Here is a 12,858-nt window from a genome sequence, read left to right on the forward strand (position 1 = left end):
TAGTCGACAATGAACTGGTAGCCTCTATCCGAGATGACTTATGCGGAGAGTGTGTTATGGCCGGAAGACCAAGAGAGTTCGATCGTGAAGAGGCATTGCGCAAGGCAAAGGAGGTGTTCTGGCAGCGTGGCTATGAAGGGATATCCCTGTCTGACCTGGTTGCTTCACTGGGGATTGCTTCTGCCCGTATTTATGCCGCCTTCGGCTCAAAGGAAAATCTTTTCCGTGAGGCGATAGCGCTTTATCTGGCCGAAGAAGGTGCTTTTTCAGACGCCGCCCTGTCACAGCCGGATACCCGCCTGGCTATCAGGCAGCTGCTTGTAAACGCGGTTGAAAACTACACCCGAGACGATCGGCCGCACGGCTGTATGGTGGTGTTGTCGCTGACCAACTATGGCCGTGACAACGAAGAGGTCATGGCATGGCTGGCCGGTTACCGCCGGGAGCGGATTGACGGCATCATACAGCGCATCCGGCAAGGCGTTCAGTCCGGTGATCTGCCGGAAAACACAGATATACAGGCGCTCGGGGATTATGTAGCGACCCTGTTTCACGGGATCTCCGTCCAGGCTCGGGATGGCGTCAGCCGGGCGCGTCTGATGGCAATGACAGATATCGCCATGCACACGTTCGATACCATGACGACCCCGCCGGACGCGCACTAAATCCGTTATTTATTTCAGGAGAGTTTCTGATGTCATATTCAGTGCCTTCAGCCTCGCCAATGCGCGACGAGTGGATATGTGCCTGGCTTTCCACCTCTCAGCCTGCATCGGGAGACGCTTTTCCGTTTCCATCGGATATACCGGTAATTGATGGGGATCAGACACTCAGGCAGACACTGCGCATCAGCCTGGGCGGCCAAAAGCTGCGGCTGATCTTTTCCAATCGCTATGGCGCACAGCCGCTGGTAATAGGCGAGAGCTATATTTCCGTGTCTGATCTGTGCGGTGCACTGCCTGTCACCTTTAATGGGCAAACCGGCGCGATAATTCCTGCGGGGGGCACTCTGTGCAGTGATGAAATTCCACAGGATATTCCATCACTATCGGTGATCAATCTACGGACATATCTGCCGGAACAGATTCCGGTCAATACCTTCCACTGGGATGCCCGTCATTTTTCGTTGTTTGAACCGGGTAATCAGGCCATCAGGGAAGAAGCCGGCGATGGTCAGAAAGTCAGTTCCCGTCTTCTGGTTGAAAGTGTCCAGGTTCAGCCGGAATCTGCGTGCCGCACTCTGGTCGTCATCGGTGACTCTATGGTGGATGGTAACGGCGTGGAGATGGACACCTATGGCCGTTGGACCGATTTGTTGGCAGAGCGCTTTATTGCCGAGAATATTGCCGTGGTGAATGCCGGGCAGTCGGGTTCCCGGCTACTGAAAGACGGCGTCGGCATCGCTACCTTGTCGCGTTTTGAGCGTGATGTGGTGCAGCAGCCCGGTGTCACTGCCTGTATCGTGCAGGTCGGACTGAATGATATCGGGTTGGCGGGTACGGCACTGGATCCGGAAAATCCGGTGCCGCCGGCAACCGTGCTGATCAACGCCTATCGGCAATTACTGCAGATGGCGCGGGAACAGGGTATCCGCATGACAGGCGTAACCCTGGTACCGCTGCGGGGAACCGGTGAATATGGTATTGAGCACTTTTATCAGCCTGAGAAGGAGGTTGTCCGGCAGGAAGTGAATCACTGGATGCGAACAAGCGGGGAGTTTGATGCTGTTATTGACAGCGACCTGCTGGTACGGGATCCGAAATGCATTCAACAGCTCAGCGTGCAATATGATTCCGGGGATCACCTTCATCTCAATCATGAAGGGCATCTGCGGGTCGCACAGTCAGTTCCGCTGGCCGTTATTCGGGCTTATTGACTGTTTATTTCCCGGTGATATCAAAAGCCCCGCTATTTAGCGGGGCGTTACAATTCAAAAATAATCCGTTATATCCATCTACACAGGCTGTGTCATTTTTCAATCAAGATTTAGGCCAACCGGAAATAGCGCCAAGGATCTATCCAAGCAGTTGCCTGTAATTAGGTCGCACATACATGGAGCGCTTTGCTGAACCTGTATCTGCAAATGCAGGAGGTGATGAATATCCACACTGCGGATGAGCCGAAAGAGCTAACCCGGATCGCCAGTCTGTTCTTTGGCCAACTTGTGTCGATCCCTATGGACTAGATAGTCAACTCCAGCCGGTTGCCTTCGGGATCCAGAAAGGTGCTCTCGTAATAGCCGTCGCCGGTCCAGCGGGGGCCGTCCAGGTGTTTGACCTCGGCGCCCTTGAGCAGTTTGAGGCGGGCGGTCATCTTGTCCACCTCCTCCTCGCTGCCGAGGGAGAAGGCGAGGTGGGCCAGCCCCTGCAGCGGGTGCGGCAGACTGAGATCTGCCGGAAACAGTATGGGGGTGTGCATCAGCTCCAGACTGGCGCCCCCTTCGAAGCGCACGAAGTAGGACGAAAACTGTTTGGCCGGGTTGTGGTAGCGCTCATTGGCCTGCCCGCCAAACAGAGAGCAGTAGAATGCCTTGAGCGCCTCCAGATCCTGCGCCCAGATGGCGACGTGATGTATGTGCATGGCTGGTCTCCTGTGACTTGATACCGACCATGCTATGCTGGGCCTTGAATGTTCGACATGGCTGAGCCCGTCCTGATGATGTCTGAAACTGCCAATCCTGAAGTCATTGAAGTCTCCCCCGACTGCCGTGAACAGATCTGCTGTGACAGCCTGTTGCCCGCGCTCGCACAAGAGCAGGTATGGCTGGCTGGCCATTCCCACCTGCGCAGCCACTACCGGATCGAGCGCCGCCTGGCGGGCGTGCACTGTTTTCTGCTGACCCTGGGGGGCGAGGGGGAGGTGCTGATCGGCGATCGTCTCGAACGACTCAAGATTGGGGAGTGGGCCCTGATCCCGGCGGGGGAACCGCTCTGCTATCAATTGCCTGAGCCGCAGCTGCCGGACAGATGGTCGTCAACGCCGTGCTGCGACTGGGATCTGGTGTGGCTGCTGCTGCACAAGGACTCCCCCTGGGATGCCTTCGCCAGCCACCCCAGGCTGGGTTGTACCTCCCAGCAGGCCAGCTTGCTGCACACCCTGGAGAACCTCTATGCGGAGCAGGAGCGCCACCAGGACCCGCTGCTCAGCGCCCTGCTGGTAGAACAGCTCGGCTTTTATCTGCGCCGCCTGCTGCAAAAGGGGGAGGGGCAGAGTCGCGGCGAGCGGCTGGCGCTGCGTCTCGAGCTGATGCTGAAAGAGTCGCTGGCCGAGTGCTGGGACATAGGGCGGATGGCCGACGCCCTGCACCTCTCGCAGCGCCAGCTCTATCGCCTTTGCCAGCAGCACTTCGCGCTGGCTCCCATGGCCTTGCTGCAACGGCTGCGGTTGCAGCGGGCGGCTCTGCTGCTGGCCAGTCGCGGCGAGCCGGTGAAGCAGCTGGCCCAGTTGTGCGGCTTCAAGAACGAGTACCACTTCTCCACCGCCTTCAAACGCCAGCATGGCCTGGCTCCCAGCCATTATCGCAGCCTGCATCATCCCGGATTTAAAACCGGACAAGGGTGAGATCCTGAGCCACACTGGTTGCTACTGTTGTTGTTCATACGAACCCGATAGCGGCCGATAACCCTGTTAACCAGAGGTGGATCGTGCGCCGGCAGGCGGATATTGGGTTGCGCTTCATGGTTGTCGTCTCTTCGTTGTCGTTTTCCACTAATCAGGTTTGAATCCCCCGCCTCGGCGGGGTTAGAGGGCAAGGATGGTCTCTATGCTGCAAGACAGTGACACGATCAGGATTTCGGACGTCAGCGAAGCCGTGGTGCACGGCATTCTGGAGGTGGTGAGCGACGGGATCTGGGACTGGAACGCCAACACGGGTTTCGTCTATCGCAATCCCGGCTGGTATCAGATGCTGGGCTACGAGCCCCACTCCCTTGGCAACACCGTCTTCACCTGGGAGAGCGTGATCCACCCGGATGACATTGATCGAGTGATGGCCTGCTTCGATGCCTATCTGAGCGGCACGGCCGCCGACTATCGGGTCGAGTATCGTTGCCGTAGCCGGGAGGGCCTCTTCATCTGGATTGAGGATTGTGGTCGCGTCATAGCCCGCAATCCGGATGGCTCTGTGGCCCGCATGATAGGCGCCCATCGCAATATCCATGCCCAGAAGCTGTTGTATGAACAGCTGGAATCGCGCAACCAGTCGCTGGAGCAGCAGATCGCCGAACGTACCGCCGAGTTGGTGCGGCTCAACGGGGTGTTGCTGCAGAAGGCGGAGGAGAACCGCCAGCTGGCGGAGACGGATGCCCTGACCGGGGCCGCCAGCCGATATCGGCTGGAGCGGGTCATCAAGCAGGAGTGCGAGCGCTCCAGGCGTTTCCATCAGTCCTTCTCCGTCATCGCCATGGATGTGGATGACTTCAAGCAGATCAATGACAACCATGGCCACAGTGCCGGGGATCAGACCCTGATCAACATAGTGGCGCTGGTGCGGACTCACATTCGCGAAATTGACCTCATAGCGCGCTGGGGCGGCGACGAGTTCATGGTGGTGCTGCCCAATACAGGTCTGGCCGATGGCAGGCTGGTTGCCGACAAGCTGCGAGAGCTGATCGTGCTGTCGCGGGTCTGCGAACAGCTCGACATCACCATGAGTTTCGGGCTGGCCGAATACCTGCTGGACGAGCCCATGAGCCAGCTGATGGTGCGGGTGGATAGGGCGCTCTATCAGGCCAAGCTGGCGGGCAAGAACCAGATCTGCGAATAGTCGGATCCAGGGGGCCATAGTGTTGCCCCCGGCCTGCCAGCCGTCGGATTTTTCTCTTTTCCCCCCCGAATGCGTATTGACCGATCGATTGCCTTGACTCCGCCTGAGGGCACTGGTCTGATGCGCGCTCTTTAATCCCCCACGAGACATGAATCGATGAAAAAGCGCATCCTGATTGCCCTGACTGCACTACCCCTGTTCGCCCACGCCGGCCTGATGGATTCCCTGACCGATACAGTGACCAGCAGCGTCACCAGCAGTGCCAAAGAGATGGCCGGTACCGCCATGGACAGCGCCTCCAACGAAGCGATCAAGAAGGCACTGGACATCAAGGAAGGCGGCTCCAACAAGCAGGCCATCAAGGACAAGCTGGGCGCCCCGGCCAGCACCAAGACCGAAGCCGGTCTGGAAGTGTGGACCTATGACCTGAGCGCCCTGAACAAGGTATCTCCCATGCTGGCAGAGACCTCCAAGACCCTGTTCAAGGATGCCGAAGCTGCTCAGAAGAGCGTCGTCATCAAGTTCGAAGGCGAAACCGTCAAGACCCTGAACCTGGCCGACAAAGCCAAGGCCTGAGTCTGAACGACGTGCATGAAAAAGGGGCCCTCGGGCCCCTTTTTGCTGGCTGGCGTTCCTCATCACACCTTGAAGCGGTGCACCAGGGCCAGCAGCTGGCGATTGGAGCTGAGCAGTGACTCTGCGCTCTGCTCCGTGTTGCGGCCATTCTCCACCAGCAGGTTGAGCATGTCGCGAATGCTCACCATGTTGCGGTTGATCTCCTCGGTTACCCGGCTCTGCTCCTCGGCGGCGGTGGCGATCTGGCTGCTGAGATCGTGGATCTGCACCACAGAATCGGCCATGTTGTCGAGCCCTCCCGTCACCTGGCCCGTGGTATCTGCCGCCGCCTGACAGCTGTGCTTGGTCTGCTCCATGGCGATCACGGCTTCGGCCACCCCCTGAGTGAGGCGCGACAGCATGCTGCCCACCTCGGCCGTGCTGTTCTGGGTGCGGGCCGCCAGGGCGCGCACCTCGTCCGCCACCACGGCGAAGCCACGACCCTGCTCACCGGCTCGCGCCGCCTCGATGGCGGCATTGAGCGCCAGCAGGTTGGTCTGGGCGGCTATGCCACCTATCACCCCGAGCACGCTGCCGATCTGCTTGGCATCTTCCTGCATCTCCAGCACCTTGGCGGCGGCGAGATCCACTTCGTCGATCAGCGCCACCACGCTGGCGGAGGCCGATCCCACCACCTTGCGGGAGTTGGCGGCCTGGCCGTTGGCGGTCTCGGTGAAGCTCGCCGAGTCGCTGGCATGTTGTGCCACGCTGTCGGCGGTGGAGCTGAGCTCGGTGAGGGCCGTGACCACCTGATCCGTCTCGGCGGCGTGCTCGCTCAGGATCCGCCGCGCCTGACCCGTCTGTTGATCGAGCTGTGCCAGCTCGCGGGTGATGAGGTCGGTGGCGTCTGTCACCTGCACCATCATCTGCTGCAGATAGGCGATGAAGCGGTTCACCGACAGGGCGATATGATCCAGCTCGTCGTGGCCCTTCACCTGGATGCGGGCGGTCAGGTCTGCATCGCCGGCAGAGAGGGCGTCGATATTCTGCTTGAGGGTCTGCAGCCGGCTGCCGAGCTGGGTGATGGCCAGCACCATCAGCACGAACAGCAGTCCCACCAGGGGCAGCTGGATCGCGGCCAAGGTGGTGAGCACGTCCTGGCTGTCCTGGGTCAGAGTACTGGTCGGCAGGGCCGTGGCGAGCAACCAGGGGGTGCCCTCTATGGTTTGCAGCAGCAGGGTCTGCTCTTCTCCCTGATCCTGGAAGCTGGTGCGCAGCAGCCCCTTGCCCTGGCTCTGGCCGAGCAGGCTGGCGATGGCGCCGGCGAAGGGGTAATCGGTGTGGGCGGAGAGGTTGCCGAGCACAACGTCACCGCTCAGGCGGGCATTTCGGCTCAGGATCTTGCCGTCAGCCTCGACGATCATCACCTGACCGCCGATCTCCTGCTCCTTCCTGGCCACCAGATCGTTGAAGAAGCCCAGGGTCACATCTATGGTCGATACCCCGAACAGGGCGCCATTGCGGTAGATCCCCATGGCGCAGTTGGTTCTCGGCTGCTGACTGGCACCATCCTTGTAGGCGGCGGCCCAGACGCACATGCCCTGGGGCGCCTGCTGGCCAGCCTTGTGCCACGGCTGTTCGAAGTAGTTGGGGGCCTCGGCCGAGTTCCAGTAGGTATTGGGGATCAGCTTGTTGGCCGCATCTCTGTGGTAGAAGGTGCTGAACTTGGCGCGGCCCGCTTCCCGCTGATCCGGCAGTGGCCAGATGCCGCCGCCAAACACCATGGCATTGCCGTATTGATCGATAAGCGCCGGCAGCAGGGCATCGATCTGCTCGCTCGGCAGTTGGGACACCAGTTGCGTGATGCTGCGGGACTGGCTCTGCACCCCGTTGAGCTGATCGCGGATGTCGGTCGCTATCTCGCTGACCCGCAGCGCCACATTCTGCTCACCGGCCTTCTGCAGCGCCGGCTTGATCCAGATCTGGATGCCGATCACCGTCAGGGCACACACCAGCGCCATGAATCCCACGAAGACGGCTGTATATCGTCCCTTGATTGTTCCCAGACTCCACCCCATAACGACTCCTGTCTATTGTTGGCACTGTCTTGCATGGCCTTGTTATTTGAGTCGCCATTATTAGCTATTTCGAACATAAAACGTTTGTTATCGCTCACAGAACCCGGAGCAGAGGCGAAGGGAAATGAGGGGGGGGGGCCGGGGGATCGCAGAGGGCGAGCGGCCGAGCGGGAGGGGGAAACGAAAAAGGGTGGCCTAGGCCACCCTGTTGCAGGTCGAGATGCGTTTACTGGTGCGCTTCGGCGAACTGCTTCATCGCCTCGGCGTGCTTGGTCATGCCGTCGGCACGCAGCGTCAGGTTCTTCACAAACTCGGCCTTCTTGGCCGGGTCTTCGATCTTGTCGTAGCGCTGTTGCAGGTTGGTCTGGATCTGCTCCGGGGTCATGTTCTGCATGCGGGCCATCTTGTCATGGCGGCTACCGTGGTGCTTGCCGCCCATCATGCCGCTGCCGTCCATGGGGCAGTCGGTCATCATGCCGGCCTGGGTGGTGGCGACGGCTTCGCTGGCGGCATAGGCGCCGAGCGGCAGGCCAAGGATCAGGGTGGCGGTCAGCAGGGTTTTGGTCAGGGTTTTCATGGTCTATCTCCTCGCGGATTGAGTTCGGGTTCGGCTTGCTCGCCTTGACCCTAAGTAAACACCAGACTGGTGTCTGAACTTTGCCAGTTGAAGCCTATTTTGTAGCAGAGTGTGACACTGTGAGGCTGTGCTGTGGGTTAACGAAAACCGGGTCTGTCACAGTGTTCGAGGATAGGCCTGTCACCCTGAAAAGCCAGCGCCAATCCGCCTGGCAAAATATGCGCCAGCCAGGGGCCAGAATAGCGTTCTCCGGGGCGGAAAATGAAATACCCCGCCGGACAGCGTCTCTGGCGGGGTATTTCATGTCACCGGTCAGGCAACATGGTTATCGTGAGAAAACCACAGGGTGAATGGCTCGGCTCAGCGCTGGCGGCCGCTGCCAACGCTGTAAGGCATGCGATAGCTGTCGCTCTCACCGTCCAGGCTGAGGGTGAGATTGCCCTGGGCTCTCATCGGCAGTCGTACCTGCTGCATCCCTTTCAACTCGGCGGGCACCCGCTTGAGCACGTCGCCGGAGGCGTTGCGGATCATCAGGGTCGGGTTGGCGTTGCTGCTGCTGGCGTCATCGTGCCAGTTGACGAACAGCAGGCCGGGGGCGGCGCTGACGTCGGCCGGAATGGCTGCTTGTGCCATGCCGATCTGGGCCAGTCCGGCCAGTGCGAACAGGGTCAGGGTCTTTTTCATCATCATTGTCTCCTTGGTATGGCTCGCCGAAGGATGCCGGCGTTGTGTGTCATGGTGCCAGGCGCCGCCCTAACAATCGGGCGCTGCCTGTCATCATGGGGAAGGGAAGTGTGTCTCGCCGGGCGGGCAGAGGCCGGCCTCATCGTCATCCAGGGGGGAAGCTTGCGTCAGGTTGCTGGCCTGTGCGGGCTGATGCGGCTTGGCCGCCATTCTGGCAAGGGCCTCGCTGGCGGCATAAGCCAGCATGAAGGGCGTGGTAAGGGTGAGCATGGCCTGTCTCCTGCAATGAGCAAATATGGACGAGTTGGTGTGCCCCAAGTAAACCCTCGCCTTGTGTCTCAACTTTGCCGAGTGACCGCTTTTTTGTAGCAGAGTGTGGCATCTTGCTGATCTGGCACACTTTGACACAAACCGTCCGACAGATTTTCGTATACTCGTGCCAGCTCTAACAGGAGAGGCCTCATGAACCAAAGCAGCACCCACATTCTGGTCGTCGACGATCACGGCGAGATCCGCGATCTGCTGAAACGCTTTTTGGAGCAGCATGGCCTGCGGGTCAGCTGTGCCCGGGATGGCAAGGAGATGAAGCGGTTGCTGGAGGAGCGGGAGTTCGATCTGCTGGTGCTGGATCTGATGATGCCGGGAGAGGATGGCCTGACCCTGTGCCGTGAGCTGAGGGCCAAATCCAGCCTGCCCATCATAATGCTCACCGCCATGGGGGAGGAGACGGACCGCATCATAGGGCTGGAGATGGGCGCCGATGACTATCTCGCCAAGCCGTTCAATCCGCGCGAGCTGCTGGCCCGCATCAAGGCGGTGATGCGCCGCACCCAGGTCGAGCCGCAACCCGCCCCCGAGACCCTGACCCGGGATTTGCGTTTCGATCGCTGGCTGCTCGACATCAACCGCCGCGAACTGGTGGATGAGGAAGGGGTGGGGCTGAGCCTCTCCACCGCCGAATTCGACCTGCTGCGGGTGTTTCTGGAGCGCCCCCAGCGGGTGCTGAGCCGGGATCAACTGCTGGATCTGGCCCGGGGCCGCGAGGCGGTGGCGTTCGACCGGGCCATAGATACCCTGGTGAGCCGGTTGCGGCGCAAGCTGGAGCGGGATCCCAAGAATCCCGAGCTCATCAAGACCATCTGGGGCGGCGGTTATCTGTTCGCCGCCGACGTGACCCAGGTGTGACGCCGTGGTCATGATCAAGCGACTCTGTTCCCGACTGTGGCCCAAGGGGCTGACCGGCCAGATCATACTGGTGGCGCTGGCCGGGCTGGTGCTGATCCAGCTGCTCAGCATCCAGATCTACCGCTCGGATCGGGAGGAGGCGCTGGGCTATGTCAACAGCCGCAACGCCATGCAACGCATCGTCTCTGTGGCGCGGTTGCTGGCCCTCTCCCCGCCTTCGCTCTATGACGAGATCCTCAAGGCGAGCCGCAGCGAAACCCTGCTGCTGCGCCTCGCCGACGAGCCGCTGCAACCGGACAACCGCAGCCCCCGCTTCGAGCAGCAGGTGCGTTCCCGGCTCGGCTATCCGCCATCGCTGATGGTGGAGATCAGCGCCGAGCTGAAGCAGGACGCCCAGCGCAGCCGCGCCTGGCAGCACCACACCCGCATGATGAAGGACCGCAAGGGGATGCCGCCGCCGCAGGACATGCGGCTCTATGGATCCATCCAGTTGCCGCGCGGTGGCTGGTTGCAGTTCAGCTCCCTGGTGGACAAGGAGTCGGCGAGCTGGTCCTGGCAGACCACCTTCAACCTGATGCTGGTGGCGAGTCTGGTGATAGGCCTGATGATCTGGCTGTTCCGGCGGGCCACCCAGCCGCTCAAGCAGCTGGCCGCCAATGCGGATCGGCTGGGGCGAGGCGAAGACATAGAGCCGCTGCGGGAGGTGGGGCCGACCGAGATCCGCGAGTCGATCCAGGCGTTCAACCGCATGCACACCCGCCTCGATCGCTTCGTGCAGGACAGAACCCGGATGCTCGCGGCCATCTCCCACGACCTGCGCACCCCCATCACCAGTTTGCGGCTGCGCACCGAGTTTCTGGACGAGGGGGAGGACAAGGAGCGGATCCAGCAGACCCTGCAACAGATGGAGCAGATGTTGGCGGCCACCCTGAGCTTCGCCCGGGAGGAGGGGCAGCAGGAGGCGACCCGGGAGCTGGATCTGGTCAGCCTGCTGGAGAGCCTGTGCGATGACTATGCCGACACCGGCCAGCCGGTTACCTGCATGGTCGAGGGCAAGCAGGTCTATGCCTGCCGCGCCAACACCCTGCGGCGGGTGCTGCAAAACCTCATCGGCAACGCCATCAAGTACGCCGGCAGTGCCGAGGTATCGCTGGAGCGTACCGACAGCGAGCTGCTGATCCGGGTCTGTGACGAGGGGCCCGGCATAGATCCGGCGCGGCTGGAGGATGTGTTCAAGCCGTTCGTGCGGCTCGATGAGGCCCGCAACACCGAATCCGGCAGCGTGGGGCTGGGGCTCTCCATCGCCCGCACCCTGGTGCACCAGCACGGTGGCGAGCTGACCCTGCACAACCGCGCGCAGGGCGGGCTGGAGGCCAGGATCAGCCTGCCGCTGTGAGCATAGTGACATCTGTCTGGGGAGGGCGCCGACGAGGCGCCCTCCTCATGTTTATCTTGCTGTTATCTGACTGAAATCACGCCAATTTCATACTCGGTCATGCTTGTTCTTCTATGCTGAAGGTGGCGATAATCAATGGCCGCATAGACGGCCAATAGCAAGGTTGGTGCAGGAATGGCGGTCTCTTCTGGTTCTGGATGGCGGGTGCGCAGCGGATGCTGCCTCCTGCTCTATCTGCTGTGGCTGCCCGCCTGGGCAACGCCAGCCCCCAAACCCTTGATCGTGACCAACTCCAAGGCCTGGCAGCCCTTCTCCTACATCAATGAGGAGGGGCAGCCGGATGGCCTGCTGATCGATCTCTGGCGCGAGTATGGCCGTGTCACCGGTCGCCCGATCCAGTTCAAGCTGGTGGACTGGCAGACCTCGCTGGACCTGGTGCGTACCGGTGAGGCCGATGTCCATGGCGGCCTGCTCTGGTCGCCGGAGCGCAATCCGCTCTATGACTATGGCCAGGGGCTCTCCCGTCTCGATGCCCAGCTGTTCTTTGCCAACTCCCTGCGCGGCTCGGATGTGAACTACTACCTGCTGCACGAGAGTGTGGGTGTGGTGGCGGGAGGGTATGAGGAGTACTACGCCCGCAAGCACTTCCCCACCACCCACCTGCAAACCTTCAGCGACAACGATGCCATGCTGCGCGCCGCCTTCAGCGGCGAACTGGACGCCTTCATCGCCGATCTGCAGGTGGCGAACTTCTATATCTACACCTCGGCGGATCCCAGCCGCTTCATCCCGGTACGCCACCTCTACAGCGACGAGATACGCTTTGCGGTCGCCAAGGGCAATCAGGCCCTGTTGCAGGAGCTGGAGCTGGGGTTTTCCCGCCTGGGTGTGGCGGATCGGGAGCGGATCATCCGCAAGTGGATGCATATCGAGACAGTCTATCCACTCCACCTCTGGCCCTGGTTGCTGGCGCTGGGGGGCATGGTGTTGCTGGTCTACATAGTGCAATTGCGACGGGCGGTGGCGGGCCGTACCGCCGAGCTGATCCAGGCCAATGCGCGGCTTGAGCGCCTCGCCGGCACAGATTCCATGACGGGGATCTTGAACCGGCGCGCCTTTCTGCCCGAGTTTGAGCAGCGGCTGGCCAGCGGACAGGCCTCGGCTCTGCTGTTGTTCGACATAGATCGCTTCAAGGGGATCAACGATCACTTCGGTCACGGGGTCGGTGACGAGGTGCTCTCGGCGCTGGTCGAACGGGTGCGGCTGGTGTTGCCGGACGGGGCGCTGTTTGCCCGTATCGGGGGGGAGGAGTTCTGCATCAGCCTGCCGATGGCGGATATGGCTTCGCTGCAAGGTTGGGCCAGCCGGATAGGTCGGGAAGTGAGTCTGCACAAGTTGCAGACCAGTGCCGGTGAGCTGGGGCTCTCCATCAGTACCGGGGCAGTTTGGGTGCCGGATGGTGTCAGAGCCGATGGCCGGTGGGTGTTGTTGCAGGCGGACAGGTTGATGTATGGCGCCAAGTCGCTGGGACGCAATACCTGGCAGGCGGCCTGTTATGCCGAGGAGAAGGAGAATGCGGCAGAAGAGTAGGCCGCCGCCCCGGGGGGCGGCGGCTCAT

General features: G+C 61.1%; 13 protein-coding genes. 8 read left to right on the top strand and 5 right to left on the bottom strand.

What is annotated here, in order from left to right:
• Positions 1-56 precede the first annotated feature (56 nt).
• Positions 57-665, top strand: a complete 609-nt coding sequence (locus AACQ95_RS05280; protein WP_241280866.1) for a TetR/AcrR family transcriptional regulator — start codon at positions 57-59, stop codon at positions 663-665.
• Positions 666-694: 29 nt separating this feature from the next.
• Entirely contained in the window at positions 695-1,876 is a 1,182-nt protein-coding gene (locus tag AACQ95_RS05285) for an SGNH/GDSL hydrolase family protein (protein WP_241280867.1), read from the top strand.
• Positions 1,877-2,181: 305 nt separating this feature from the next.
• Here AACQ95_RS05285 and AACQ95_RS05290 read toward each other — a convergent pair whose 3' ends face one another.
• Positions 2,182-2,580, bottom strand: a complete 399-nt coding sequence (locus AACQ95_RS05290) for a VOC family protein (protein WP_241280868.1) — start codon at positions 2,578-2,580, stop codon at positions 2,182-2,184.
• A 57-nt stretch (positions 2,581-2,637) separates the two neighbouring features.
• Between AACQ95_RS05290 and AACQ95_RS05295 the strand changes: the two genes are divergently transcribed.
• The 3 genes from AACQ95_RS05295 (at position 2,638) to AACQ95_RS05305 (ending at position 5,341) form a co-directional block, all read left to right on the top strand.
• Positions 2,638-3,561 (top strand): helix-turn-helix transcriptional regulator, encoded by a 924-nt coding sequence (locus tag AACQ95_RS05295; protein ID WP_241280869.1) that lies wholly within the window; start codon positions 2,638-2,640, stop codon positions 3,559-3,561.
• Positions 3,562-3,763: 202 nt separating this feature from the next.
• Positions 3,764-4,765 carry a sensor domain-containing diguanylate cyclase gene (locus tag AACQ95_RS05300; RefSeq protein ID WP_241280870.1) on the top strand — a complete coding sequence of 334 codons (1,002 nt, stop codon included), beginning with the start codon at positions 3,764-3,766 and terminating at the stop codon, positions 4,763-4,765.
• A 156-nt stretch (positions 4,766-4,921) separates the two neighbouring features.
• A complete protein-coding gene (locus AACQ95_RS05305) occupies positions 4,922-5,341 on the top strand; it encodes a hypothetical protein (protein WP_043141437.1) in 420 nt (139 codons plus the stop codon).
• 62 nt (positions 5,342-5,403) lie between these two features.
• On the opposite strand, the gene AACQ95_RS05310 is transcribed toward AACQ95_RS05305, so the two are convergent.
• The 4 genes from AACQ95_RS05310 to AACQ95_RS05325 form a co-directional block, all read right to left on the bottom strand.
• Positions 5,404-7,398: a methyl-accepting chemotaxis protein gene (locus AACQ95_RS05310; protein WP_241280872.1), complete on the bottom strand. Its 1,995-nt coding sequence runs from the start codon at positions 7,396-7,398 to the stop codon at positions 5,404-5,406.
• 226 nt (positions 7,399-7,624) lie between these two features.
• Positions 7,625-7,975 carry a hypothetical protein gene (locus AACQ95_RS05315; RefSeq protein ID WP_043141431.1) on the bottom strand — a complete coding sequence of 117 codons (351 nt, stop codon included), beginning with the start codon at positions 7,973-7,975 and terminating at the stop codon, positions 7,625-7,627.
• A gap of 360 nt (positions 7,976-8,335) precedes the next feature.
• Complete coding sequence (locus tag AACQ95_RS05320) at positions 8,336-8,662, bottom strand: hypothetical protein (RefSeq protein ID WP_080741176.1); 327 nt, start codon at positions 8,660-8,662, stop codon at positions 8,336-8,338.
• A gap of 90 nt (positions 8,663-8,752) precedes the next feature.
• Positions 8,753-8,929, bottom strand: coding sequence for a hypothetical protein (locus tag AACQ95_RS05325; RefSeq protein WP_241280873.1), 177 nt, complete (start codon positions 8,927-8,929; stop codon positions 8,753-8,755).
• A 192-nt stretch (positions 8,930-9,121) separates the two neighbouring features.
• Here AACQ95_RS05325 and AACQ95_RS05330 point away from each other — a divergent pair, with 192 nt between their 5' ends.
• The 3 genes from AACQ95_RS05330 (at position 9,122) to AACQ95_RS05340 (ending at position 12,830) form a co-directional block, all read left to right on the top strand.
• Positions 9,122-9,844 carry a response regulator gene (locus AACQ95_RS05330; protein WP_042873218.1) on the top strand — a complete coding sequence of 241 codons (723 nt, stop codon included), beginning with the start codon at positions 9,122-9,124 and terminating at the stop codon, positions 9,842-9,844.
• A gap of 10 nt (positions 9,845-9,854) precedes the next feature.
• Positions 9,855-11,240 (top strand): ATP-binding protein, encoded by a 1,386-nt coding sequence (locus AACQ95_RS05335; RefSeq protein ID WP_043556095.1) that lies wholly within the window; start codon positions 9,855-9,857, stop codon positions 11,238-11,240.
• Between the two features lie 174 nt (positions 11,241-11,414).
• Complete coding sequence (locus tag AACQ95_RS05340) at positions 11,415-12,830, top strand: transporter substrate-binding domain-containing diguanylate cyclase (protein ID WP_241280876.1); 1,416 nt, start codon at positions 11,415-11,417, stop codon at positions 12,828-12,830.
• The last annotated feature ends 28 nt before the right edge of the window (positions 12,831-12,858 follow it).

Source organism: Aeromonas sp. MR19, assembly GCF_963899305.1.
GTDB classification, from domain to species: domain Bacteria; phylum Pseudomonadota; class Gammaproteobacteria; order Enterobacterales; family Aeromonadaceae; genus Aeromonas; species Aeromonas bestiarum.

Excerpts from the sequence above, each read along its gene's own strand:
- AACQ95_RS05305 (WP_043141437.1), top strand. The coding sequence starts at position 4,922 with ATGAAAAAGCGCATCCTGATTGCCCTGACTGCACTACCCCTGTTCGCC.
- AACQ95_RS05325 (WP_241280873.1), bottom strand. The coding sequence starts at position 8,929 with ATGCTCACCCTTACCACGCCCTTCATGCTGGCTTATGCCGCCAGCGAG.
- AACQ95_RS05280 (WP_241280866.1), top strand. The coding sequence starts at position 57 with ATGGCCGGAAGACCAAGAGAGTTCGATCGTGAAGAGGCATTGCGCAAG.
- AACQ95_RS05340 (WP_241280876.1), top strand. The coding sequence starts at position 11,415 with ATGGCGGTCTCTTCTGGTTCTGGATGGCGGGTGCGCAGCGGATGCTGC.
- AACQ95_RS05285 (WP_241280867.1), top strand. The coding sequence starts at position 695 with ATGTCATATTCAGTGCCTTCAGCCTCGCCAATGCGCGACGAGTGGATA.
- AACQ95_RS05315 (WP_043141431.1), bottom strand. The coding sequence starts at position 7,975 with ATGAAAACCCTGACCAAAACCCTGCTGACCGCCACCCTGATCCTTGGC.
- AACQ95_RS05290 (WP_241280868.1), bottom strand. The coding sequence starts at position 2,580 with ATGCACATACATCACGTCGCCATCTGGGCGCAGGATCTGGAGGCGCTC.
- AACQ95_RS05335 (WP_043556095.1), top strand. The coding sequence starts at position 9,855 with ATGATCAAGCGACTCTGTTCCCGACTGTGGCCCAAGGGGCTGACCGGC.
- AACQ95_RS05320 (WP_080741176.1), bottom strand. The coding sequence starts at position 8,662 with ATGATGAAAAAGACCCTGACCCTGTTCGCACTGGCCGGACTGGCCCAG.
- AACQ95_RS05300 (WP_241280870.1), top strand. The coding sequence starts at position 3,764 with ATGCTGCAAGACAGTGACACGATCAGGATTTCGGACGTCAGCGAAGCC.
- AACQ95_RS05310 (WP_241280872.1), bottom strand. The coding sequence starts at position 7,398 with ATGGGGTGGAGTCTGGGAACAATCAAGGGACGATATACAGCCGTCTTC.
- AACQ95_RS05295 (WP_241280869.1), top strand. The coding sequence starts at position 2,638 with ATGGCTGAGCCCGTCCTGATGATGTCTGAAACTGCCAATCCTGAAGTC.
- AACQ95_RS05330 (WP_042873218.1), top strand. The coding sequence starts at position 9,122 with ATGAACCAAAGCAGCACCCACATTCTGGTCGTCGACGATCACGGCGAG.